Here is a 23,527-nt window from a genome sequence, read left to right on the forward strand (position 1 = left end):
CCACCGCCTTCGGGAAGGCCCGTTCAGGCCGAAAGCAGGTAGCGTGCCGTCGACTCGTCGGTGATGAGGCCGTTGATCATGCCGCCGCGAAGGGCAGCGAGTATGGCGGCATGCTTGCGCCGGCCCTTGGCAAGGCCGATGACCGTCGTCGTCTCGCGCGGCGGCAGCGGCACGGAGGCGACGCGCTCGTTGATGCTGCCTTCCAGCAGCTTGCCGTTCCGGTCGAACATCCAGCCGCAGATTTCGCCGGCCGCGCCCTCCTCCATCAGCCGCGCCATCTCCTCGGGATCGAGGAAGCCGTCGAGGCAGAGCGGCGCGTCCGCGCCGAGCTCGCCGATGCCGACGAAGGCGACGTCCGCCTCGCGGCCAAGTTGCAGCGTCGATTGCACGAGGCTCTGCTTGTGCAGCAGGTCGCGCTCCTCGATGGAGGAGACGAGGACCGGCAGGGGCATGGGATAGTGCCGCGCCTTGACCGCATCGGCCATGGAGAAGATGACGTTGTAGTAGGCGGCCGAGCCGTCCGGACCGATGTTGCCGGTCAGCGACATGATGCGATGCTGCGGACATTCCATCGCCGGAAGCTGGTCGATGGCCGCCTTCAGCGTGCGCCCCGTGCCGACCGCAAGCACGATCGGGTCCGGCTTCTTCAGCCAGCGCTCAATCTCCGCCGCGCCGGCCTCGGCGATGCCGATCGTCGTCGAGGTGGAACCCGGATCGCTCGGCACGATGTCGACATGCACGAGGCCGAACTTCTGCTTGAGCGCTTCGCCCAGCTCCAGGCATTCCGCGATCGGATGGTCGAGACGAACCTTGATCAGCCGCTCGGCGACGGCGAGTGAAACCAGGCGTTGCGCCGATTGGCGGGAGATGCCCATGGCGGAGGCGATCTCGTCCTGCGTGCGGCCCGCGACGTAATAGAGCCAGCCGGCCCTCGCCGCATCGTCCAGCCGCCCGGCTGTTTCCGTCCGCTTCGCCATTGCATGCTCCGATTGTTCGACACGATTTGCTGCCATCATTTCGGGGGATCTGTCAAACGTCATGTGATGCCGCAGCAGGGACAGGCGACAGCGTGCACCTTCGCTGGCAGAAGGAAAACATAACTTTCGTTCTCATGTTTTTATCCGCGGGAGCCCCTGGGAAACCAGCATTCCCCATGAAATTTTACCGTTTGATAAAAAAATAAACCTGAGTTACCGTTCTCCCATTCAAAAAGCCCACTCGAATGGGAGATAACTATGGGAACGACGCAATCTGGGATCCATCGGGGGCGTCTTGCGCCTGCCGAATACGAGAGAAACTTTTCGGACCTCCATCCGCGCCTCGACGACCACGAGGCCCTGGTCGCCGCCGACCGCTGCTACTTCTGTCACGACGCGCCGTGCATGACGGCCTGTCCCACCTCCATCGACATTCCGCTGTTCATCCGCCAGATCGCGACGGGCAATCCGATCGGTTCGGCCAAGACGATCTTCGACCAGAACATCCTCGGCGGCATGTGCGCCCGCGTCTGTCCCACCGAGACGCTCTGCGAGCAGGCCTGCGTGCGCAACACCGCGGAACACCGCCCCGTGGAGATCGGCAGGTTGCAGCGCTATGCGACCGACATCGCCATGACCGAGAACAAGCATTTCTACGAACGCGCGGCACGCACGGGCAAGGCCGTGGCGGTCGTCGGCGCCGGCCCGGCGGGCCTTGCCTGCGCCCACCGCCTCGCGATGAACGGCCATGACGTCGTGATCTTCGAGGCGCGCGAGAAAGCCGGCGGCCTCAACGAATACGGCATCGCCACCTACAAGACGGTCGACGACTTCGCGCAGCGGGAGGTCGACTACGTTCTCGCCATCGGCGGCATCGAGGTGAAGAACGGCCTGAAGCTCGGCCGCGATTTCACCCTTGCCGACCTCACCGCCAATTTCGACGCCGTCTTCCTTGGCATGGGCCTTGCCGGCGTCAACGCGCTCGGCGCCGAAGGCGAAAACCTGCCGGGCGTCGTCGATGCGGTCGACTTCATCGCGGAACTGCGCCAGGCGAAGGACAAGGCAAGCGTGCCGGTCGGGCGGCGCGTCGTCGTCATCGGCGGCGGCATGACGGCGATCGACGCGGCCGTGCAGGCCAAGCTCCTCGGCGCCGAAGAGGTGACGATCTGCTACCGCCGCGGCAAGGAGCACATGAACGCTTCCGAATTCGAGCAGGATCTTGCCGCCTCCAAGGGCGTGATGATCCGCCACTGGCTCCAGCCGAAGCGCGTCATCGCCAAGGACGGCCATGTCGCCGGCATCGAGATGGAATATACCGAGCTGCGCGACGGCAAGCTCGTCGGCACCGGCGAGACCGGTGCGCTGGCCGCCGACCAGATCTTCAAGGCCATCGGCCAGACCTTCGAGGCCTCCGGCCTCGGCGCGCTCGCCATGGCTGGAGGCCGCATCGCCGTCGATGCCGAAGGCCGCACCTCCATGGCCAATGTCTGGGCGGGCGGAGACTGCGTGAAGGCGGGCGAGGACCTGACGGTCACCTCGGTCGCGCAGGGCCGCGACGCGGCGGATTCGATCAACCGCATGCTGGCCGCCGGCGCGCAGCCTTCCGTTGCCGTCGCTTGAGGGAGATGTGACATGGCTGATCTTCGCAACACCTTCGTCGGCATCAAGTCGCCCAATCCGTTCTGGCTCGCCTCCGCGCCGCCGACCGACAAGGCCTACAACGTCGAGCGCGCCTTCAAGGCCGGCTGGGGCGGCGTGGTCTGGAAGACCCTCGGCTCGGAAGGCCCGCCGGTCGTCAACGTCAACGGGCCGCGCTACGGCGCGATCTGGGGCGCCGACCGCCGGCTTCTCGGCCTCAACAACATCGAGCTCATCACCGACCGGGACCTCTACACGAACCTGATCGAGATGAAGCAGGTCAAGATGAACTGGCCGGACCGGGCGCTGATCGCCTCGATCATGGTGCCGTGCGTGGAAGAGGAGTGGAAGGCGATCCTGCCGCTCGTCGAGGAGACCGGCGCCGATGGCATCGAGCTCAACTTCGGCTGTCCGCACGGCATGTCCGAGCGCGGCATGGGCGCCGCGGTCGGTCAGGTGCCGGAATATATCGAGATGGTCGTGCGCTGGTGCAAGCAGTACACCCGCATGCCGGTCATCACCAAGCTGACGCCGAACATCACCGACATCCGCAAGCCCGCCCGCGCGGCGAAGGCCGGCGGCACGGACGCCGTGTCGCTGATCAACACGATCAACTCGATCGTCTCCGTCGATCTCGACAATTTCGCGCCGAACCCGACGGTCGGCGGCAAGGGCACGCATGGCGGCTATTGCGGACCGGCGGTCAAGCCCATCGCGCTCAACATGGTGGCCGAGATCGCCCGCGACCCCGAAACCTACGGCCTGCCGATCTCCGGCATCGGCGGCATCACCACCTGGCGCGACGCGGCGGAGTTCCTGGCGCTCGGCGCCGGCAACGTGCAGGTCTGCACCGCGGCCATGACCTACGGCTTCAAGATCGTGCAGGAAATGATCACGGGCCTCTCGAACTGGATGGACGCCAAGGGCCACCGCAGCCTCGACGACATCGTCGGCCGCGCGGTGCCGAACGTCACGGACTGGCAGTACCTCAACCTCAACTACATCGCCAAAGCCCGGATCGACCAGGACGCCTGCATCAAGTGCGGCCGCTGCCACATCGCCTGCGAGGACACCTCGCACCAGGCGATCACGCAATACGTCAACGGCGTCAGGCACTTCGAGGTGATGGAGGACGAGTGCGTCGGCTGCAATCTTTGCGTCAACGTCTGCCCGGTCGAGAACTGCATCACCATGGTCGCCCTCGAACCCGGCACGCTCGACCAGCGCACCGGCAAGACGGTCGACCCGAACTACGCCAACTGGACGACGCACCCGAACAACCCGATGGCCAAGCAGGCCGCGGAGTAGGCGGAAAATCGGCCCCTCACCCTAACCCTCTCCCCGCAAGCGGGGAGAGGGGACTTACCGCACGAGCCGTCGTTGTTTGAGGAAACCGGTTCGGCACATCTCCTTCGCCCCGCTTGCGGGGAGAAGGTGGCCGGCAGGCCGGATGAGGGGCATGTTCGGCTCCGCCTCACCCGAAAATATTGAAGCTCTGCCCCGCGCTATAGGCGAGGAAGGCAAGCGCCGCGAAATAGACGACCGTCAGCACCACCATCACGTAGCCGGCGAGAACCACCAGCCCGTCGCGCTGGGAAATGCCGGCGGCAAGCAGCAGGATGGCGACGCCCGGCAGCGTGTTGGAGAAGGGGATGAGCCCGAGCGGCGCCATCAGCAGGAGCCCCGCCCCCATCAGCACCAGCCCGTTGATCCGGTTCATGACGGCCCCCGTCGTCAGCGAGGCCAGCCGCGGCTTGAAGAAGCGGTCGATCTTGCGCAGGAACGTGACGCCCCGCTCCAGCACCGGCCTCAGCTTGCCGCTCTCCAGCCGCCGGTCGGCGACCTTTTCCGGCAGCCAGGGCAGGCGGTTCAGCGTGATCGCCGCGCTGATCAGCACGATGCCGGCGCCGAAGACGGTCGAAACGCCGGGGATCGACACCGGGAAGAGGAACGGCAGCGACAGGAAGGCGCAGAGCAGGAGAAGGCCGCTTTCGCCCATCATCGCCAGAAGGTCGCGAAGCGTGACGTGCTCGCCCTTGATCGAACGGATGATGTCCTCGAGCAGTTCGCTCGTCTTGCGGTCCGTGTCCTTGAAGCCGATGGCCATCGTCATTGCCTGTCCTCTGCTGTGCCGCCGGCATATGGGCGGAGATTGCGGCTTTCCTGTGGGGCTGGCGCCTTGTCGCGCATCGGTCTATGACCGCGCCGCGCCGCAGACAATAGGGTGATTTTCTTGACGAAGCGTATGCCGCCCCGCGCGGGCCTCTCCATACACGCGAAAGGCCGCGAAAAGCTGAAGGGCCACCTCGCCATGCTGCTTTTCGCCGTGCTGATCGCCGGCTCCTTCTCCTTCGGCGGACTGGCCGCGCGCCACATGGAGGCCGAGCCTCTGACGCTCTGGCGCTACATGCTCACCATCGCCGTGATGGCCGCGCTCGCCTTCGGCCTCTTCCGCGTTCCCGCCACCTTGCCGAAAGAGGCCTGGCGTTTTCTCCTGCTCGGCGGACTCATCGCCGTCTACATGCTGACCATGTTCATGGCGCTGGAATTCACGAGCCCCGTCGCCACAGGCGCGGTCTTCACCCTGATGCCCCTGCTGAGCGCGGCCTTCGCGCTGCCCGTGCTCGGCCAGAAGACGCGGCCCGGCGTGCTTGCCGGCCTCGTCATCGCCGCCGCCGGCGCCGTCTGGGTGATCTTCCGCGGCGATATCGGCGCGATCTTCTCCTTCGACGTCGGCGCGGGCGAGATGATCTTCTTCGTCGGCGTCGTCTGCCATGCGCTCTACGTGCCGCTGATCCGCCGCTTCGACCGCGGGGAGCCGGCGGTCGCCTTCGGTTTCTGGGTCACGGTCGGCGCGACGATCTGGCTGGTGCCGGCCGGCATCCGCGGCCTCATCGAAACGGATTTTTCCGCCCTGCCCTTCGCGGTCTACGCCGCCGTCACCTATCTCGCCGTCGTCACCACGGCCGGCACGTTCCTGCTCCTGCAATACGCCTCGATGCGCCTGCCGGCCTCCAAGGTGCTCGGCTACGGCTACCTGACGCCGAGCTTCATCATCCTGCTCGAAGGCTTGCTCGGCCACGGCTGGGCGAGCGTGCCGGTTCTGGCCGGCGCGCTCGTCACCGCCTGCGGCCTCGCGCTGATGGCGCTCCTGCCCGACTGATTTTTTTCGGAACGATCCGCCGCGCCATGCGTTGCGGCCCGGTTGGGGCGTATGAGTATCGACGGAGCGCATATTTTGAAGCGATTTGAGATCATCGATGGCATGCGGGGCTATTTCCTCGTCTTCATGCTCATCAACCATCTGATTTTTGTTGGCGGCTACTGGATGATGGAGGTGAACCATCGCCAGTTCGCCTTCGTCGAGGACGCCCAGGGCTTCGTCTTCCTCTCCGGCCTGCTCATCGGCATGGTCTATGCGCGCAAGATGCTCAAATCCGGTTACGAGACCGGCCGCCAGCTGATCTACAGCCGCGCTTTCGAGCTCTACCGCTACGCCATGGGCACGGTCATGGCCGTGCTCGTGGTGCAGATGCTGCTGCCCGATGCCTACCGGCTCTGGTACAACTGGCTCGGCACCACGAATTTCGACGAGCCGCTGCGGCTGGCGGCGATCGCCACCTTCCTGTTCCAGCCGACCTTCATGGACATCCTGCCGCAATACATCGTCTACATGCTCTTCGCACCGCCCCTCGTCTGGCTCTGCCTCAACGGGAAATGGGCGCATGTGCTGGCCGGCTCGCTGATCGTCTGGATGGCCGCGCAGCTCGGCCTGCAGCGCTTCGTCACCGATCCCGTGAATACGCTGATCACCGGTTCGGACGGCCAGGGCATCCGTGCCAGCTTCAACATGCTCGGCTGGCAGATCGTCTTCTTCTCGGCAATGGTGATCGGCGTGCTGACCGCGCAGGACAAGATCGACTGGCAGCGCATCTTCTCTCCGGAAAAGACCCTGCTGCCGAAGGCGGCGCTCGCCGTCTGCCTGTTCTTCCTGCCGCTGCGCATCGTCACCGCCTGGGATCTCCTGCCGCAATCCGTGCTCGACAAGTTCGCGACGATGGAGATCCGCGCCGATTTCGGCCCGGTCTACCTCCTGAACTTCGCCGCCGTGGCGACCGGCCTCGCCTGGCTGCTGATCGCCGGGCCGAAGCACCACAGCGCCTGGGTGCGCGGCCTTGCCCGCGCCGTCACCGCGGTCTTCACGCTGCGCTTCCTGCGCCTGCTCGGCCGCCATTCGCTTCAGGTCTATGTCTGGCACGTCGCCATCGTCTACGCCGTCTACTATGCCGACGGGCGCACGCCGGAACTGTCGCAGTTCACCAAGACCACGATCGCCGTCGTCTGCATCGCGCTCCTTGCATTGCCGGCGCTGTGGCGTGAACGCGAGCAGATCGTCGCCGGCCTGTTCGGCCAGCCGAAGGCGGAAGCGTTGAAGATGAAATCTAGGCCGGCTGCTCGCTGATGTGCAGGCCGTTGAGGAAGAGTTGTTCGAGGAAGCGCGCCGCATCCTCGAACCGCCCCTCTCCGGCGTGATCCTGCCCCAGGACGGCGCGCACCTGCACATCGAAGTCGGCATAGTGCTGCGTCGTCGACCAGATCGAGAAGATCAGGTGATAGGGATCGCATTTGGCGATCTTGCCCGCCTTCGCCCAGCTGCGGATGACCTCCGCCTTCTCGTCGACGAGCGCTTTCAGCGGCCCTTTCAGCTCGTCCTCGATGTTCGGCGCGCCCTGCAGGATTTCATTGGCGAAGAGCCGGCTCTCGCGCGGGAAATCCCGCGCCATCTCCAGCTTGCGGCGGATGTAGCTGCGGATTTCCGAGACCGGGTTGCCCTCCGCATCGAATTCGCGCAGCGGATCGAGCCAGGTATCGAGCACGCGGGTGATCAGCGCGCGGTGCATCGCCTCCTTGGTACGGAAATAGTAGAGCAGGTTCGGCTTCGACATGCCGGCGACTTCGGCGATCTGGTCGACCGTGGCGCCGCGGAACCCGTGCAGCGAGAACACTTCCAGCGCGGCTTCGAGGATCCGCTCCTCCTTCTCCTCCTGGATGCGTGTGCGCCGCTGCGTCCTGGCTGCCCTCGGTAGTACCATCGTGCCCCCTCGGCGCTTCCCTCGTCCGGAAAAGTGCCGTCAAATTCACCAGTTTAGCCAGCCGCCATTTTCTTGGGCGAAGCCCCAAGCTTTTTGGTTTTTCGGCTTGAGTGCCGCTACGGAAGCTGTAATGTTTACCAACCGGTCAAATTATCAGGCAGTTATCAGACAAAGGCAACTGCCCTGATCGGAAGGCGCAAAAACAACAACGGCGCCACCGGCCGGCGGGAACAAAATGAGGCTTCGCAGAGCCCGAAGACGTGGGAGCATACGACATGGCCGCACCCGGCGAGAACATGCGTGTCAACGCGGACCGCCTGTGGGATTCCCTCATGGAGATGGCGAAGATCGGCCCCGGCGTCGCCGGCGGCAACAATCGCCAGACGCTGACCGACGCCGACGCCGAAGGCCGCCAGCTCTTCCGGACATGGTGCGAGGAGGCGGGGCTCACCATGGGCGTCGACGCCATGGGCACCATGTTCATGACGCGCGCGGGTACCGATCCCGAGGCGCTGCCCATCTATATCGGCTCGCATCTCGATACCCAGCCGACCGGCGGCAAGTACGACGGCGTGCTCGGCGTCCTTTCCGGCCTCGAGGTCGTGCGCTCGCTGAACGATCTCGGCATAAAGACGAAACATCCCATCGTCGTCACCAACTGGACGAACGAGGAAGGCGCCCGCTTCGCCCCCGCCATGCTCGCCTCCGGCGTCTTCGCCGGCGTGCACACGAAGGATTATGCCTATGCCCGCAAGGACCCGGAGGGAAAGACCTTCGGCGAGGAACTGCAGCGCATCGGCTGGGCCGGGGACGAGGAGGTCGGCGCGCGCAAGATGCACGCCTATTTCGAATACCACATCGAGCAGGGCCCGATCCTCGAGGCGGAAGGCAAGGACATCGGCGTCGTCACCCACTGTCAGGGCCTGTGGTGGCTGGAATTCACGCTGACCGGCCGCGAGGCGCATACCGGCTCGACGCCGATGGCGATGCGCGTCAATGCCGGTCTTGCCATGGCCCGCATCCTGGAGATGGTGCAGTCGGTCGCCATGGAGAACCAGCCGGGGGCCGTCGGCGGCGTCGGCCAGGTCTTCTTCTCGCCGAACTCGCGCAACGTGCTGCCCGGCAAGGTCGTCTTCACCGTCGACATCCGCTCGCCGGACCAGGCCAAGCTCGACGGCATGCGCGCCCGCATCGAGGCGGAGGCGCCGAGGATCTGCGAAGAACTCGGCGTCGGCTGCTCTGTCGAGGCGGTCGGCCATTTCGATCCCGTCACCTTCGATCCGACGCTGGTCGCGACCGTCCGCAAGGCCGCCGAGGACCTCGGCTACAGCCATATGAACATCATCTCCGGTGCCGGCCACGACGCCTGCTGGGCCGCCAAAGTCGCCCCCGCCACGATGATCATGTGCCCCTGCGTTAACGGCCTCTCGCACAACGAGGCGGAGGAGATTTCCAGGGAATGGGCCGCCGCCGGCGCGGACGTGCTGCTCCACGCGGTGATCGAGACGGCGGGGATTGCGGAGTGAGTTCCGCCGTCCGGCCTGCCGGGCGGCTCCGCGCTTTGCGTGCAAGAAGAATCAAGACAGGGAACGGACCATCATGAGCACAGTCATCAAGGGCGGGACCATCGTTACCGCGGACCTCACCTACAAGGCGGACATCAAGGTCGAAGGCGGGAAGATCGTCGAGATCGGGCCGGACCTCTCGGGCGATACGGTGCTGGATGCGGCGGGCTGTTATGTCATGCCGGGCGGCATCGACCCGCACGTGCATCTCGAAATGCCCTTCATGGGCACCTACTCGGCCGACGATTTCGAGAGCGGCACGCGCGCCGGCCTTGCCGGCGGCACGACCATGGTGGTGGATTTCTGTCTGCCCGATCCCGGCCAGTCGCTGCTCGACGCCCTGAAGCGCTGGGACAACAAGTCGACCCGCGCCAACTGCGACTATTCCTTCCACATGTCCGTGACGTGGTGGGGCGAGCAGGTCTTCGACGAGATGAAGACAGTCGTCGAGGAGAAGGGGATCAACACCTTCAAGCACTTCATGGCCTACAAGGGCGCGCTGATGGTGAACGACGACGAGATGTTCGCCTCCTTCCAGCGCTGCGCCGCGCTCGGCGCGCTGCCGCTCGTCCACGCGGAGAACGGCGACGTCGTCGCCGCCATGCAGCAGAAGCTGATGGACGAGGGCAACAACGGGCCGGAGGGCCACGCCTATTCGCGCCCGCCCTCCGTCGAGGGCGAGGCGACGAACCGCGCCATCATCATCGCCGACATGGCCGGCGCGCCGCTCTATGTCGTGCACACCTCCTGCGAACAGGCGCACGAGGCGATCCGCCGCGCCCGGCAGAACGGCATGCGCGTCTACGGCGAGCCGCTGATCCAGCACCTGACGCTCGACGAGAGCGAATATTTCAACAAGGACTGGGACCACGCCGCCCGCCGCGTCATGAGCCCGCCGTTCCGCAACAAGCAGCATCAGGATTCGCTCTGGGCCGGCCTTGCGAGCGGCTCCCTGCAAGTGGTCGCCACGGATCACTGCGCCTTCACCACGGACCAGAAGCGCACCGGCGCCGGCGATTTCCGCAAGATCCCGAACGGCACCGGGGGCCTGGAAGACCGCATGCCGATGCTCTGGACCCACGGCGTCAACACCGGCCGCCTCACCATGAACGAGTTCGTCGCCGTCACCTCCACCAACATCGCGAAGATCCTCAACATTTATCCGCGGAAGGGCGCGATCCTCGTCGGCGCGGATGCGGATATCGTCGTGTGGGACCCGAAGCGCTCCAAGACCATCTCCGCGAAGAACCAGCAATCCTCCATCGACTACAACGTCTTCGAGGGCAAGGAGGTGACGGGCCTGCCGCGTTACACGCTGACGCGTGGCGTCGTCGCCGTCGAGGAAAGCGCGGTGAAGACGCGCGAGGGCCACGGCCAGTTCGTCAGGCGCGAGCCCTTCCCGGCCGTCAGCAAGGCGCTGTCGACCTGGAAGGAGATCACCGCGCCGCGCAAGGTGGAGCGCAGCGGCATTCCGGCGAGCGGCGTGTGATGCGCGCCGGCCGTCCGCTCCCCGCCCTTCTTCTCGGTATCGTTCTTGCCGGTCCGGCGGGCGCGGCGGCCGACATCGTGGACGGCAGCTACGGCGACCAGGAAGGTTGCCGCTATGCCGAGACGGGTGAATCCTCCGGCGCCGATTTCTTTTTCCTCTTAAGGAAGGACGGCGTCACGACCGCCGCCTCCCATTGCGAATTCAAGGGCGAGGGAAGGAAGGTCGGCGGAGCGACGGTCGTGCCGGCCGAATGCCACGAGGAAGGCTCGGACGAGCCGACATCCCACGAGCTGACGCTGACGCCGGATAGCGGCGGCTACACCGTCAGCTTTCCCGACGGCACGCGCTGGGGGCCGCTGATGCGGTGCAAGTCTTGAGCATCAGGCCCGCGGCATATACACCCCTCTGTCCTGCCGGACACCTCCCCCTCAAGGGGGGAGATCGGCTGGGAGCACTCTCCGCGCCACAGCGAATGCATCGCCCTTGCCGCGCACAAAACCATCCTGTCTCGGGAAGACGTTACGGCTTTCCGATCTCCCCCCGTAAGGGGGAGATGTCCGGCAGGACAGAGGGGGGTGCTTGCACTCTCCGCCCCCTAAACCGCAACCAGCCCCTCGAGATGCGGCAGAAGCACCACGCTCTCCTGCTCATGGGGATCTGTCCGGGCGATGACGGCCGAGGCCGGCTCGCCGGAAAGGTTGGCCGGCAGGTGCGGCACACCGGCGGGGATGTAGAACATCTCGCCGGCCTTCACGACGACGTGGTTCTCCAGCCGCGCGCCGTACCAGGTATGCGCCTCTCCGGAGAGCATGTAGATCGCCGTCTCGTGGCTCTCGTGCATGTGGGCCTTTGCCCGCCCGCCCGGCGGGATCGTCAGGAGATGCATGCAGATGCCGGACGAGCCCACCGTCTCGCGGGCGATGCCCTCGAAATAGCTGAACCCCTGCTTTCCGTCATAGGCGCCGCCCGGGCGCACCACCCGGCACTCGGCCTTCGTTTCAACCGTCATCGTTTCGTTCCCCGCGAGAATTCCGTGCCCAAGGTGATACCGCAGACAATGCCGATTGCAATGCCGGGAAGGGACATGCAGTCTGCTGGAAACCGCGCCGTGCGAGGCGCCGAAAGATGAGCAGCATGTCCCCGTCCGATTCCGTCGTCTCCGCCAAGGATCTCGGCCTTACCTTCCAGACCGCCGACGGCCCGGTCACGGCGCTTACCGGCGTCGACCTTTCCGTCGGCAAGGGCGATTTCGTCTCCTTCATCGGCCCCTCCGGATGCGGCAAGACGACGTTCCTGCGCGTCATCGCCGACCTCGAAAAACCGACCTCCGGCTCGATCACCGTCAACGGCATGACGCCGGAGGAGGCCCGCAGGCGCCGCGCCTATGGCTACGTCTTCCAGGCGGCGGCGCTCTATCCCTGGCGCACCATCGAGAAGAACATCGCCCTGCCGCTGGAGATCATGGGCTATTCCCGGGAGGACCGGAAGGCGCGCATCGAGCGCACGCTGGACCTCGTCAACCTTTCCGGCTTCGGCAAGAAATATCCCTGGCAGCTCTCCGGCGGCATGCAGCAGCGTGCCTCCATCGCCCGCGCGCTCGCCTTCGACGCCGATCTCCTCCTGATGGACGAGCCCTTCGGCGCGCTCGACGAGATCGTGCGCGACCATCTCAACGAGCAGCTTCTGAAGCTCTGGGCGCGCACCCACAAGACGATCTGCTTCGTCACCCACTCGATCCCCGAGGCCGTCTACCTCTCGACGAAGATCGTCGTCATGAGCCCCCGCCCCGGCCGCGTCACCGACGTTATCCACTCGCCGCTGCCGAAGGAACGGCCCCTCGGCATCCGCGAGACGCCGGAATTCCTGGAGGTCGCCCATCGCGTGCGCGAAGGTTTGAGGGCGGGGCACAGCTATGAGGAGCACGCCTGATGAAGCTGCCCTTCGTGCTCTGGCTCTTCGGCGCGACCGCCGTCTTCATCGGCGCGGCAACCTCCTCGCGCGCCTATGTCGGCACGACGAACATCCTCTACCTCCTGCTCTCCATGACGCTCTACATCGTCGGCAACCTGATGATGCTGCGGCTGATGCGCGAGGGCGGGCTGGGGCTTGCCATCTCGCTTTCCGCCATCACCCAGCTGTTGCTCGTCAACGTCATCGCCTTCCTGTTCTTCGGCGAGCGGCTGAGCGGCACCCAGCTTGCCGGCGTCGGCCTCGGCATTCTCGCCATGGGGCTGATGCTGCTGCCCTCTCCCGCGCGGAGCTGAGCCATGGACAAGGCAAGCTTCCTCCGCGACCGCCTGCTTCCGATAGGTACCGTCGTGCTGGCGCTCGTCGTGCTGTGGTACGTCTTTGCCGTCGTCCTCAACGCGCCCTTCGAGCGCGACCAGGCGGCGCGCGCCGGCGGGACGGTCGGCTTCATGGAGCTCCTGCCGAAGACCATGGCGCAGGAGCGGCCGGTGCTGCCGGCGCCGCACCAGGTCTTCGCGGAGCTCTGGGACACCACCGTCAACAAGGCTGTGACCTCCAGGCGCAGCCTCGTCTACCATGCCTGGATCACGCTTTCGGCGACGCTCCTCGGCTTCGCCATGGGCGCGGTGCTCGGCATCCTGCTCGCCATCGCCATCGTGCACAACCGGGCCATGGACCGCTCGCTGATGCCCTGGGTCATCGCCAGCCAGACGATCCCCATCCTCGCCATCGCGCCGATGATCATCGTGGTGCTGAACGCCGTCGGCATTTCCGGCCTGATGCCGAAGGCGCTTATCTCGACCTACCTCTCCTTCTTCCCGGTCGTCGTCGGCATGGTGAAGGGCCTCAGGAGCCCCGAGCAGATCCAGCTCGACCTCATGCACACCTACAATGCTTCGAGCGCGCAGACCTTCTGGAAGCTGCGCTGGCCCGCCTCCATGCCCTACCTCTTCACCTCGCTGAAGGTGGCGATCGCCATCTCGCTGGTCGGCGCCATCGTCGGCGAACTGCCGACCGGCGCGGTCGCCGGCCTCGGCGCGCGCCTGCTCGCCGGCTCCTACTACGGCCAGACGGTGCAGATCTGGGCGGCGCTCTTCATGGCGGCGGCAGTGGCCGCGCTGCTGGTCGTCGTCGTCGGCTTCGCCCACAGCCTCGTCCTCAAGCGCATGGGGGCACGGGCATGAACCTTTCCATCCTCCTTACCGCCATCGTCTTCTGGCTCGCCGCCTGGGCATTCAACGAATGGCTGGTGCGCCGGAAATTCGCAAGCCCCGCCGCCGACCGCGCCGCGCGCCTCGCCGTGCCGCTGATCTTCGGCGTCACCGTCCTCGTGCTCTGGGAAGGCATCGTGCGGGGCTTCGCCATCCCCTCCGTCCTTCTGCCGCCGCCGAGCATGATCTGGGCCCGGCTCGTCAGCTCCGTGCCGACGCTCTGGGCGGATTTCCGCCAGACCTTCCTCAAGTCGGTGCTCGTCGGCTATGCGCTCGGCTGCGGCCTCGGCTTCGCGGTCGCCATCCTCATCGACCGCTCGCCCTTCCTGCAGAAGGGCCTCCTGCCGCTCGGCAACTTCGTCTCGGCCCTGCCGGTCATCGGCGTCGCGCCCATCATGGTCATGTGGTTCGGCTTCGACTGGCAGTCGAAGGTCGCCGTCGTCGTCATCATGACCTTCTTCCCCATGCTGGTGAACACGGTCTCGGGCCTTGCCGCGACGAGCCACATGGAGCGCGACCTGATGCGCACCTACGCCGCCGACTGGTTCCAGACGCTTCTCAAGCTGCGCCTTCCGGCGGCCTGGCCCTTCATCTTCAATGCGCTCAAGATCAACTCCACGCTCGCGCTCATCGGCGCGATCGTCGCAGAATTCTTCGGAACACCCATCGTCGGCATGGGCTTCCGGATTTCCACGGAAGTAGGCCGCATGAATGTCGACATGGTCTGGGCCGAAATCGCGGTCGCCGCGGTGGCCGGCTCCGCCTTCTACGGGATCGTCGCGCTCATCGAGCGGGTCGTCACGTTCTGGCACCCGTCTGTCCGCGGTGGACAGGCGTAAAATAAGAAAGAGGGAACTGACATGAAAACGAAGATCGCATCGCTGCTTATGGCAAGCGCCTTCTCGCTTGCCGCGTTCCAGGCCGAGGCCGCCGACAAGGTGACGCTTCAGCTGAAATGGGTGACGCAGGCCCAGTTCGCCGGCTATTACGTCGCGAAAGACAAGGGCTTTTACGAGGAGGAGGGCCTCGACGTCGAGATCAAGCCCGGCGGCCCGGACATCGCGCCCGCCCAGGTGATCGCCGGCGGCGGCGCCGACGTCATCGTCGACTGGATGCCGTCGGCGCTCGCCACCCGCGAGAAGGGCGTGCCGCTCGTCAACATCGCCCAGCCGTTCAAGTCGTCCGGCATGATGCTGACATGCCTGAAGGAATCCGGCGTCACCGGACCGGAGGACTTCAAGGGCAAGACGCTCGGCGTCTGGTTCTTCGGCAACGAATATCCCTTCCTCTCCTGGATGAGCCACCTGAAGATCCCGACCGACGGCGGGCCGGACGGCGTGACCGTGCTGAAGCAGGGCTTCAACGTCGATCCTCTGATCCAGAAGCAGGCCGCCTGCATCTCCACCATGACCTACAACGAATACTGGCAGGTCATCGACGCCGGCATCAAGCCGGAGGACCTCGTGACCTTCAAGTACGAGGACCAGGGCGTCGCGACGCTGGAGGACGGCCTCTACGTGCTGGAAGACAAGCTCAAGGACGCGGCCTTCAAGGAAAGGATGGTCAAGTTCGTGCGCGCTTCCATGAAGGGCTGGAAATACGCCGAGGAGAACCCGGACGAAGCCGCCGACATCGTTCTCGAGAACGACTCGACCGGCGCGCAGACCGAAGCGCACCAGAAGCGCATGATGGGCGAGGTCGCCAAGCTGACCGCCGGCTCCAACGGCGCGCTCGACGAGGCGGACTACAAGCGCACGGTAGCCTCGCTGCTTGCCGGCGGTTCGGATCCGGTCATTTCCAAGGAGCCGGAAGGCGCCTGGACGCACGAGATCACGGACGAGGCGCTCAAGTAAATCCCCGCGTGGGGAAAACGGCACGTGCGGGGCCTGGTCCCCGCACGTTTCATTTCGGAGGGAAGCAACGCGGCGACGTGCCGCGTTGCCATCGAAATGTCAAACGTATAAAATAATGAGGCACCATTCCGTTACCTCTTGTAAGGGCGATGCGCGCCAATTACATAGACCGGACAGTTGGAGCTTGGAGAGGCCCGGGAGCCGTTCCGTGTCCGCCACACTGACAGGGAATGAAGGTCCGGCAAGAAGAACAAGAAGAACGCCCGGACCAAGATCATAACGTCATGCTTTGGGAAAGTTCGGCCTATGGCTTCTGGACACAGGAAAGTTCTCTCTTTTTCCGTCGCCGCGTTCATGACGGTCAATCCGGTTCTCGCTTTCGCCGCCGATGCGGCGACCGGCGATGCAGCCGCACAGCAGCAGGCACAGAATCTTCCGGCGATCGTCGTCACCGCCGCTGAGACGCGCGCCATCGTCGACCGCGTGATCGCGACCGGAACGGTCCAGGCGGTCGAGGAGGTCTACGTCACGCCGCTCGTCGACGGCCTTTCGATCCGCACGCTTGCCGCCGATGTCGGCGACAGGATCGAAGCGAACGGCACGCTCGCCACGCTGAACGACGACGCCCTGCTCCTGCAGAAGAGCCAGACCGAGGCCACGCTGGCCAAGGCCGAGGCCGCGCTCGCGCAGATCAAGGCGCAGCTCGTCGAAGCCAGGGCCACCGCCGACGAGGCTGTCCGCGCCCGCGACCGCGCCCAGCGGCTCGTGAAATCCGGTTCGCAGTCGCAGGCCGCCGTCGACCAGGCCGTCGCCGCCGCGGATGCGGCGCTTGCCCGCGTCAATTCGGCCGAGCAGGCGATCGGCGTTTCGGAGGCCGACATCAAGGTGGCCCAGTCCCAGATCGACGACATCGACCTGAAGCTCGCCCGCACCGCGGTGAAGTCGCCGGTCGCCGGCATCGTCTCCGCCCGCACGGCGAAGATCGGCGCGATCGCGAGCGGTGCCGCCTCCCCGCTCTTCACCGTCATCCGCGACGGCGAGATCGAGCTGAAGGCGGACGTTTCGGAAGATGCGATCCTCAAGCTCGCGCCGGACCAGAAGGCGACCGTCGCGCTCGCCGGCGGCGCCGCCAGGCTCACCGGCACGGTTCGCCTCGTCGAGCCGACGCTCGACCCGCAGAGCCGCCTCGGCCGCGTCTATATCCGCTTCGACGATCCGGGCAGGGCGCGCGCCGGCATGTTCGCCAGCGCCGAGATCGTCGTCGAGGAGAGGGAGGGCATCGTCCTGCCGCTGTCCGCCATCACGACGGCGGACGGCAAGACGGTGGCCCGCAAGGTCGAGAACGGCGTCGTGAAGCTGGTCCCGGTCGAGACCGGCATCCAGGACGGCCAGGTGATCGAGATCGTCAGCGGCCTTGCGGCCGGCGACGAGGTGGTCGCCAAGGCCGGCGCCTATGTCCGCGACGGCGACCGGGTCAATCCGGTCCATGCCGAACAGGCCGCGGCCACGAAATGACGTGACGGTCCCGCCTCGGCGGGGCCGCTTCCGCAGCGGACGGAAGCGAATGCCGGGCTGGGGCGCCCGGTGGCATGACGGGCCACCCGGGAAGGGGCCGGAGCCCGTGGAACGTCTGGTCTCTCAACAAGGACTTCGGGGACATGAACTTTTCAGCTTGGTCCATTCGCAACCCGATTGCGCCGCTGCTCGCGTTTTTCCTGCTGATGTATGTCGGCATCCAATCCTTCTATACGTTGCCGATCACGCGGTTCCCCAATATCGACGTGCCCGTCATCGCCGTTTCCGTGACGCAGAGCGGCGCCGCTCCTGCGGAGCTCGAGGTTCAGGTCACGAAGGAAATCGAGGATGCGGTCGCCGGCATCGAGGGCGTCGACGACATCATGTCGACCGTCACCGACGGCAGTTCCGTCACCTCCGTGCTCTTCGAGATCGAAAAGCCGACGGACCAGGCGCTTCAGGACGTCAAGGACGCGATCGACCGCATCCGCAGCGACCTGCCCGCCTCGATCGAGGAGCCGGTCGTCACCAAGATCGACGTGGAAGGCCAGGCGATCCAGACCTTCGCGGTCTCCTCGCCCAACATGACGCTCGAAGAGCTGTCCTGGTTCGTCGACGACAAGGTCAAGCGCGCGCTCCAGGGCCAGCCGGGCATCGGCAAGATCGACCGTTTCGGCGGCGCCGACCGCGAGGTGCGCATCGACCTCAACCCGGACAAGCTCGATTCCTTCGGCATTACCGCCGCCGACGTGAACCGCCAGATCCGCAGCATGAACACGGATGTCGGCTCGGGCCGCGGCCAGGTCGCCGGCGCCGAGCAGGCGATCCGCACGCTGGGCGACGCCCGCTCCGTCGAGAAGCTCAACAGCACGATGATCGCCCTGCCGAACGGCCGCTTCGTGCGGCTGGCCGAACTCGGCAAGATCACCGATACCTACGAGGAGCCGCGCTCCTTCTCGCGCTTCAACGGCAATCCCGTCGTGACCTTCGCCGTCTTCCGCTCCAAGGGGGCCAGCGAGGTGACGGTCGCCGAATCCGTCGCCAAGTCCCTCGACAAGGTGCGCGCGCAATATCCGGACGTCTCGGTCGAACTGGTCGACGACGCCGTCTACTTCACCTACGGCAACTACGAGGCCGCGCTGCACACGCTGATGGAGGGCGCGCTGCTCGCCGTCATCGTGGTCCTCCTCTTCCTGCGCAACTGGCGGGCGACGCTGATCTCGGCCGTCGCGCTGCCGCTCTCGGCGATCCCCACCTTCTTCGTCATGGACATGATGGGCTTCTCGCTGAACCTCGTCTCGTTCCTGGCGCTGACGCTCGCCACGGGTATCCTCGTGGATGACGCGATCGTGGAGATCGAGAACATCGCGCGGCATATCCGCATGGGCAAGACGCCCTACAGGGCCGCCATCGAGGCCGCCGACGAAATCGGCCTTGCGGTCATCGCGACGACCTTCACCATCATCGCGGTCTTCGTGCCGGTCTCCTTCATGCCGGGCATTCCGGGCCAGTACTTCATCCAGTTCGGCCTCACCGTCGCCGTGGCGGTGTTCTTCTCGCTTGCGGTGGCGCGCCTGATCACACCGGTCATGGCGGCCTACCTCATGCGCTCGGGCGATGCGGACGGGCACGGCGAGGAGAAGGAAGGCGCCTTCATGCGCGGCTATACCTGGCTCGTCAGCAAGACGACGGGCACATGGTATGCCCGCTATGCGACGCTCCTTGCCGCCATCGTCTTCCTCATCGGCTCGGTCAGCCTGCTCTTCACGGTGCCCGGCAGCTTCCTGCCGCCGGAAGACGCCTCGCGCGTCGTGCTCTCCGTCGAGCTGCCGCCGGACGCGATGCTGGAGGATACCGACCGCACGACCACGCAGATCTACGAGCGTATCAAGGACATCGACGGCATCCAGAGCGTCTTCGTCCTGGGCGGCTCCTCGCCGAAGGGAGACCTGGAACTGCGCCGCGCCTCGGTGACCGTCATCCTCGACAGGCTCGAGCATTCGCTTTCCCACAGGCTGGTGAACGACGTGCTCGGCCATATCCCGGTGATCGGCCAGTACCTGCCGAAACTGGAGGCGAAGGGACGCCTGCGCCCGCAATGGGACATCGAGAAGGAAATCTTCGCGACGCTCCGCAATATCCCGGACGTGCGCGTCATCAAGCTCAACGACCGCGGCGAGCGTGACCTTGCGTTCAACCTGCTCTCCAACAACGAGGCGGACCTCAGCGACACCGTCGCCGTGCTGGAATCCAAGCTGCGCGCCGATCCGCTGCTGGCCAATGTCAGCTCGGAAGGCTCGCTGCCGCGGCCGGAACTCCAGATCCGCCCGCGTGACGACCAGATGGCCCGCCTCGGCATCACGACGGCGCAGATCTCGGAGGTCATCCGTGTCGCCACCATCGGCGACATCGATTCCCAGCTCTCCAAGGTCTCGCTCGACGACCGCCTGATCCCGATCCGCGTCCAGGTCGACCGCAGCTTCCGTGCCGACCTCGCGGCGATCCGCAACCTCAAGATCCAGGCGGCCGGCGGCCAGTTCGTGCCGCTCTCCTCCGTCGCGGACATCGACTATTCGGAAGGCCCGAGCTCGGTGAAGCGGCACAACCGCAACCGCGTCGTTTCGATCGGCTCCGACCTCCGGCAGGGCGTGGCGCTCGATACGGCGATCGCCCGCTTCAAGGAAATCGCCTCCAGCGTCGACATGCCGCCGACCGTGCAGTTCGCCGAAAGCGGCGATGCGGAAATCCAGGCGGAGATGCAGCAGTCCTTCGCCAATGCCATGCTGCTCGGCCTGCTGCTCGTCCTGATGGTGCTGATCCTGCTCTTCAAGGACGTGATCCAGCCCTTCACCATCCTCCTGTCGCTGCCGCTCGCCATCGGCGGCGTGGCGGCGGGCCTGATCCTGACGCAGAACGCGCTTTCCATGCCCGTTCTCATCGGCATCCTCATGCTGATGGGCATCGTGACGAAGAACGCGATCCTGCTCGTCGACTTCGCCATCGAGATGATGCACCACGGCATGGAGCGGGTGCAGGCCATGATCGAGGCCGGCCGCAAGCGCGCCCGTCCGATCGTCATGACCTCCATCGCCATGTCGGCCGGCATGCTGCCCTCGGCGCTCGGCGTCGGCGAGGGCGGCTCTTTCCGCTCGCCCATGGCGATCGCGGTGATCGGCGGCATCATCGTCTCGACGGTGCTCTCGCTGGTCGTCGTGCCGTCCTTCTTCCTGATCATGGACGACCTCTCGCGCGTGCTCGCCTGGCTCTTCGGCCGCTTCGTCGGCAAGAAGGACGAGGAGCTGCTGGCCATGGAGCCGGAAGCCCTCACCCGCCTTGCCGACCAGACCGCGCGCGAGGTGGCGGAACTCGAAAAGCGCATCGAGACGCTCGAAAGGAAAAACGGCGAGCGCAAGCCCTTCAGCGTCGTGCACCACTCGCCGCTCGCCGCCGAGTAGCCCCCCTGGTCCCGGAACGAAACGGCCGGCCCGGCAGACGCGGGGCCGGCCGTTTTCATCTTCATTGATCGAAATCAAGTAAGACTTCCACGACCTCGACTATCGTCTTGTCATCGAAGACCGAACGACGCCTGCGGGAGCACGGAGTGAGATCGATGAACAGGCTGATGAAACCGGGCGCACGGGAGCGCGAGACCCTGCTGAACTCAGGCCTTCTTTCTGCGCTGGGCGTTGAAAGCGTCACGGGGATGATGGAGATCGCGGTCATCGGCAACCTGCCGGCCCGCCAGATGCTGTTCCGTGAAGGCGAACCTGCCGATACGCTGCATTGCGTGCTCTCGGGGTATGTCCGCGTCTACAAGCTCGATCCGGACGGCCGGGAAGCGGATGTAGAGCTCTACGGCCCCGGAGACCTGATCGGCGCCAGCGTCGTGCTCGACGGCGGCCGCTATGCCGCCACCGCCCAGGCGGCCGAACCCTCGCTGATCGCCCGCTTCGACCTCAAGCGCGTGCGCGAGCTCGCCAGCCGCCGGCCGGACCTTGCCGTGGTGCTTGCCACGGCCCTTTCGGCCCAGCTTTCCAAGGCCTTCGCGAGCCTTGCCGACGACCGGCTGCACACCGCGCCGCAGCGCGTGGCGCGCTATCTGCTCACCTATTGCCCGCAGGACGGCAAGGCGGCCAGCTTCCGCCTGCCCTACCAGAAGAGCCTGCTCGCCGGGAAGCTCGGTCTTGCGCCGGAAGCCCTCTCCCGCGCCTTCTCCCTGTTGCGCAACCACGGCGTCAACGTGCGCGGCCGCCTCGTCCATATCGGCGATCCGGAAGCCTTGCGCAGGGTCTGACCCTAAAGCCCGCCCTGCACGCGCAGGAAATCGACGATGCGGTCGACCCCCTCCCCGCGCTTCATGTCGGAAAAGACGAAGGGGCGCGCGGCGCGCATGCGTTCCGTATCCCGTTCCATCACATCCAGATCCGCGCCCACATGCGGCGCCAAATCCTTCTTGTTGATGACGAGAAGGTCCGAGCGTGTGATGCCTGGCCCGCCCTTTCGCGGGATTTCCTCGCCCTGGCAGACGGAAATCACGTAGATCGTCAGGTCGGCGAGGTCCGGCGAGAAGGTCGCCGCCAGGTTGTCCCCGCCCGATTCGATGAAGACCACGTCGAGATCGGGAAAACGCCGGTTGAGATCGGCGATGGCCTGAAGGTTGATCGAGGCGTCCTCGCGGATCGCCGTGTGCGGGCAGCCGCCCGTCTCCACGCCGACGATGCGGTCCGAAGGCAGCGCCTGCATGCGCACCAGCGCTTCGGCATCCTCCTTCGTATAGATGTCATTGGTGACGACGGCGACGGAATAGCGCCCGCGCATCGCCTTGCAGAGCTTTTCGGTGAGCGCCGTCTTGCCCGAGCCGACCGGACCGCCGATGCCGACACGCAGGGGACCGTTTTTCGATGTCATCATGAACCTCCGGAGGATCTGGAACGGGCGGCGGACGGGAATGCCGCCGCGCCCTGGATGAAAATCTGCGCCCGCGCGGGCGGTGCCGCAAGCGCGCTCACGAGCGGAACAGCCGCGTCGGCAAGGTCTCGTGCCGGAGGCTGGCGATATCGGCACGGATCGTCGAGGAACCGAGATCGGCAAGCGTCGAAGCGGATGCGATCCCCGCAAGCGCGACGATCCGCGCCTCCAGCCCGGCCAGCACCGCCACGCCGTCCCGCTGGCCGATGGCGCCGCAGCGTATGGCGGCCGAGACGAGGTTCGAGGCCACGGCATGGAGATAAGCGGCCAGCGCCGCCTCGCCCAAAATGCCATGCGCGCCGGCAACCGCCCCGACGGCAACCGGATAGGCCGCGGCCACAAGCCCGCCGAGGACCGGATGGGGCCAGCTCGACGCGGCGGCGAGGAAGGCCTCGCCCTGCAGCATCGTCTCGCGGTGCCGCTCCGCCGAGCCGGAAAGCGCCGCCGCCAAGGCCGCCACCTCCGCCAGCCGCTCCCCATCCTGGAAGGAGCGGTGCGCTTCGGCGAAGAGCACGGCGTCGTTCCAGAGGTTGCCGCGGCCGAGCAGGCTGCAAAGCCAGTCGTTCAGCGTCGCCGCATCGCGGATGTCGCCGTCGCTCACCGCCTGCTCCAGCCCGCCGGAATAGGCGAAGGCGCCGACCGGGAAGGCCGGCGACAGCCAGGTCATCAGCCGCACGAGCGCCGCCGTGTCAGCCATGGCCGTGATGATGATGGCCATGTCCCGCGCCGTGATAGGCACCCCGCAGCGGATGGAACGGCTCGGAAATCTCGCGCACGGACGCGCCGAGCCCGATCAGCATGTCGCGGATGACGTGGTCCCGCAGGATGACGATGCGCGCCTCCTCGATCTGCGCCGACAAGTGGCGGTTGCCGAGGTGCCAGGCGAGTTCGACGAGATGCAGCCGGTCCTTCGGCGTCACCTCGTACAGTTCCTCCTCGGCCGCGATCACCTCTATGGTCTCCCCCGTCTCGGTCAGCAGGAGATCGCCATGGGCAAGCTGGACCGGCTCCCTCAAATCGAGCATGACGACATCGTCATGCTGCATATGCAGGAGCTTGCGGCGCACATGGCGCTGGTCGTGCGTCAGCACGACGATGTCGATGGGCGTGCGGCTTCCGCCTGTGCCGTGCGGCAGGATTTCCGTGGAGCGATAGGGCAAAGGGCGATCTCTGGCGTCGATGGCGTGCACCGAGAAAAGCATGTTTGCCCGGCCAAGGAAACCGCCGATGCATCGCTCTACGTCATTTGG

General features: G+C 65.9%; 22 protein-coding genes. 15 read left to right on the forward strand and 7 right to left on the reverse strand.

Translation table 11 applies throughout. The features are described from left to right. Positions 1 to 23: 23 nt before the first annotated feature. A complete protein-coding gene (locus ACIIOY_RS15960; protein ID WP_411035663.1) occupies positions 24 to 977 on the reverse strand; it encodes a sugar-binding transcriptional regulator in 954 nt (317 codons plus the stop codon). A gap of 258 nt (positions 978 to 1,235) precedes the next feature. Here ACIIOY_RS15960 and ACIIOY_RS15965 point away from each other — a divergent pair, with 258 nt between their 5' ends. Further along, a complete protein-coding gene (locus ACIIOY_RS15965) occupies positions 1,236 to 2,597 on the forward strand; it encodes an NAD(P)-dependent oxidoreductase (protein WP_411035664.1) in 1,362 nt (453 codons plus the stop codon). Between the two features lie 12 nt (positions 2,598 to 2,609). Then, a complete protein-coding gene (preA, locus tag ACIIOY_RS15970) occupies positions 2,610 to 3,923 on the forward strand; it encodes an NAD-dependent dihydropyrimidine dehydrogenase subunit PreA (protein WP_411035665.1) in 1,314 nt (437 codons plus the stop codon). Between the two features lie 166 nt (positions 3,924 to 4,089). Here the strand turns inward: preA and ACIIOY_RS15975 are convergent, their stop codons facing one another. After that, on the reverse strand, positions 4,090 to 4,728 hold the full coding sequence (locus ACIIOY_RS15975) for an exopolysaccharide biosynthesis protein (protein WP_411035666.1): 639 nt from the start codon (positions 4,726 to 4,728) through the stop codon (positions 4,090 to 4,092). 111 nt (positions 4,729 to 4,839) lie between these two features. Between ACIIOY_RS15975 and ACIIOY_RS15980 the strand changes: the two genes are divergently transcribed. Both ACIIOY_RS15980 and ACIIOY_RS15985 read left to right on the forward strand, forming a co-directional pair. Next, a complete protein-coding gene (locus tag ACIIOY_RS15980) occupies positions 4,840 to 5,778 on the forward strand; it encodes a DMT family transporter (protein ID WP_411035667.1) in 939 nt (312 codons plus the stop codon). 75 nt (positions 5,779 to 5,853) lie between these two features. Next, complete coding sequence (locus ACIIOY_RS15985) at positions 5,854 to 7,077, forward strand: OpgC family protein (RefSeq protein WP_411035668.1); 1,224 nt, start codon at positions 5,854 to 5,856, stop codon at positions 7,075 to 7,077. Here the strand turns inward: ACIIOY_RS15985 and ACIIOY_RS15990 are convergent. Further along, positions 7,058 to 7,708: a TetR family transcriptional regulator C-terminal domain-containing protein gene (locus tag ACIIOY_RS15990; RefSeq protein WP_411035669.1), complete on the reverse strand. Its 651-nt coding sequence runs from the start codon at positions 7,706 to 7,708 to the stop codon at positions 7,058 to 7,060. The two genes, ACIIOY_RS15985 and ACIIOY_RS15990, sit on opposite strands and share 20 nt — an antisense overlap. 275 nt (positions 7,709 to 7,983) lie before the next feature. Here ACIIOY_RS15990 and ACIIOY_RS15995 point away from each other — a divergent pair, with 275 nt between their 5' ends. The 3 genes from ACIIOY_RS15995 (at position 7,984) to ACIIOY_RS16005 (ending at position 11,139) form a co-directional block, all read left to right on the forward strand. After that, positions 7,984 to 9,234 (forward strand): Zn-dependent hydrolase, encoded by a 1,251-nt coding sequence (locus tag ACIIOY_RS15995; protein WP_411035670.1) that lies wholly within the window; start codon positions 7,984 to 7,986, stop codon positions 9,232 to 9,234. A 73-nt stretch (positions 9,235 to 9,307) separates the two neighbouring features. Continuing rightward, complete coding sequence (gene hydA, locus ACIIOY_RS16000; protein ID WP_411035671.1) at positions 9,308 to 10,762, forward strand: dihydropyrimidinase; 1,455 nt, start codon at positions 9,308 to 9,310, stop codon at positions 10,760 to 10,762. Continuing rightward, positions 10,762 to 11,139 carry a hypothetical protein gene (locus ACIIOY_RS16005; RefSeq protein WP_411035672.1) on the forward strand — a complete coding sequence of 126 codons (378 nt, stop codon included), beginning with the start codon at positions 10,762 to 10,764 and terminating at the stop codon, positions 11,137 to 11,139. Before hydA ends, ACIIOY_RS16005 begins: the two co-directional genes overlap by 1 nt. Before the next feature lie 218 nt (positions 11,140 to 11,357). Here ACIIOY_RS16005 and ACIIOY_RS16010 read toward each other — a convergent pair whose 3' ends face one another. Then, entirely contained in the window at positions 11,358 to 11,771 is a 414-nt protein-coding gene (locus ACIIOY_RS16010; RefSeq protein ID WP_411035673.1) for a cupin domain-containing protein, read from the reverse strand. A gap of 125 nt (positions 11,772 to 11,896) precedes the next feature. Between ACIIOY_RS16010 and ACIIOY_RS16015 the strand changes: the two genes are divergently transcribed. The 8 genes from ACIIOY_RS16015 to ACIIOY_RS16050 all read left to right on the forward strand — a co-directional run bounded on the left by ACIIOY_RS16015 (position 11,897) and on the right by ACIIOY_RS16050 (position 21,603). After that, positions 11,897 to 12,691, forward strand: coding sequence for an ABC transporter ATP-binding protein (locus ACIIOY_RS16015; protein WP_411035733.1), 795 nt, complete (start codon positions 11,897 to 11,899; stop codon positions 12,689 to 12,691). Continuing rightward, positions 12,691 to 13,026: a DMT family transporter gene (locus tag ACIIOY_RS16020; protein WP_411035674.1), complete on the forward strand. Its 336-nt coding sequence runs from the start codon at positions 12,691 to 12,693 to the stop codon at positions 13,024 to 13,026. Before ACIIOY_RS16015 ends, ACIIOY_RS16020 begins: the two co-directional genes overlap by 1 nt. Before the next feature lie 3 nt (positions 13,027 to 13,029). Continuing rightward, positions 13,030 to 13,914: an ABC transporter permease gene (locus tag ACIIOY_RS16025; protein ID WP_411035675.1), complete on the forward strand. Its 885-nt coding sequence runs from the start codon at positions 13,030 to 13,032 to the stop codon at positions 13,912 to 13,914. Beyond that, positions 13,911 to 14,780, forward strand: a complete 870-nt coding sequence (locus ACIIOY_RS16030; RefSeq protein ID WP_411035676.1) for an ABC transporter permease — start codon at positions 13,911 to 13,913, stop codon at positions 14,778 to 14,780. The genes ACIIOY_RS16025 and ACIIOY_RS16030 overlap by 4 nt, the downstream gene beginning before the upstream one ends. 21 nt (positions 14,781 to 14,801) lie before the next feature. Next, positions 14,802 to 15,794, forward strand: coding sequence for an ABC transporter substrate-binding protein (locus ACIIOY_RS16035; RefSeq protein ID WP_411035677.1), 993 nt, complete (start codon positions 14,802 to 14,804; stop codon positions 15,792 to 15,794). 306 nt (positions 15,795 to 16,100) lie between these two features. After that, the gene (locus ACIIOY_RS16040) at positions 16,101 to 17,309 is read left to right on the forward strand and encodes an efflux RND transporter periplasmic adaptor subunit (protein WP_411035678.1); all 1,209 of its coding nucleotides are present in this window, start codon (positions 16,101 to 16,103) and stop codon (positions 17,307 to 17,309) included. Positions 17,310 to 17,452: 143 nt separating this feature from the next. Continuing rightward, on the forward strand, positions 17,453 to 20,764 hold the full coding sequence (locus ACIIOY_RS16045; RefSeq protein WP_411035679.1) for an efflux RND transporter permease subunit: 3,312 nt from the start codon (positions 17,453 to 17,455) through the stop codon (positions 20,762 to 20,764). A gap of 155 nt (positions 20,765 to 20,919) precedes the next feature. Continuing rightward, complete coding sequence (locus tag ACIIOY_RS16050; protein ID WP_411035680.1) at positions 20,920 to 21,603, forward strand: Crp/Fnr family transcriptional regulator; 684 nt, start codon at positions 20,920 to 20,922, stop codon at positions 21,601 to 21,603. Between the two features lie 2 nt (positions 21,604 to 21,605). Here ACIIOY_RS16050 and ureG read toward each other — a convergent pair whose 3' ends face one another. The 3 genes from ureG to ureE form a co-directional block, all read right to left on the reverse strand. After that, positions 21,606 to 22,217 carry an urease accessory protein UreG gene (gene ureG, locus ACIIOY_RS16055; RefSeq protein WP_411035681.1) on the reverse strand — a complete coding sequence of 204 codons (612 nt, stop codon included), beginning with the start codon at positions 22,215 to 22,217 and terminating at the stop codon, positions 21,606 to 21,608. 97 nt (positions 22,218 to 22,314) lie between these two features. Further along, positions 22,315 to 22,983 (reverse strand): urease accessory protein UreF, encoded by a 669-nt coding sequence (locus ACIIOY_RS16060; protein ID WP_411035734.1) that lies wholly within the window; start codon positions 22,981 to 22,983, stop codon positions 22,315 to 22,317. Beyond that, complete coding sequence (gene ureE, locus ACIIOY_RS16065) at positions 22,967 to 23,479, reverse strand: urease accessory protein UreE (RefSeq protein ID WP_411035682.1); 513 nt, start codon at positions 23,477 to 23,479, stop codon at positions 22,967 to 22,969. The genes ACIIOY_RS16060 and ureE overlap by 17 nt, the downstream gene beginning before the upstream one ends. Between the last annotated feature and the right edge of the window lie 48 nt (positions 23,480 to 23,527).

Source organism: Shinella agrisoli (genome assembly GCF_046557955.1).
GTDB lineage: Bacteria > Pseudomonadota > Alphaproteobacteria > Rhizobiales > Rhizobiaceae > Shinella.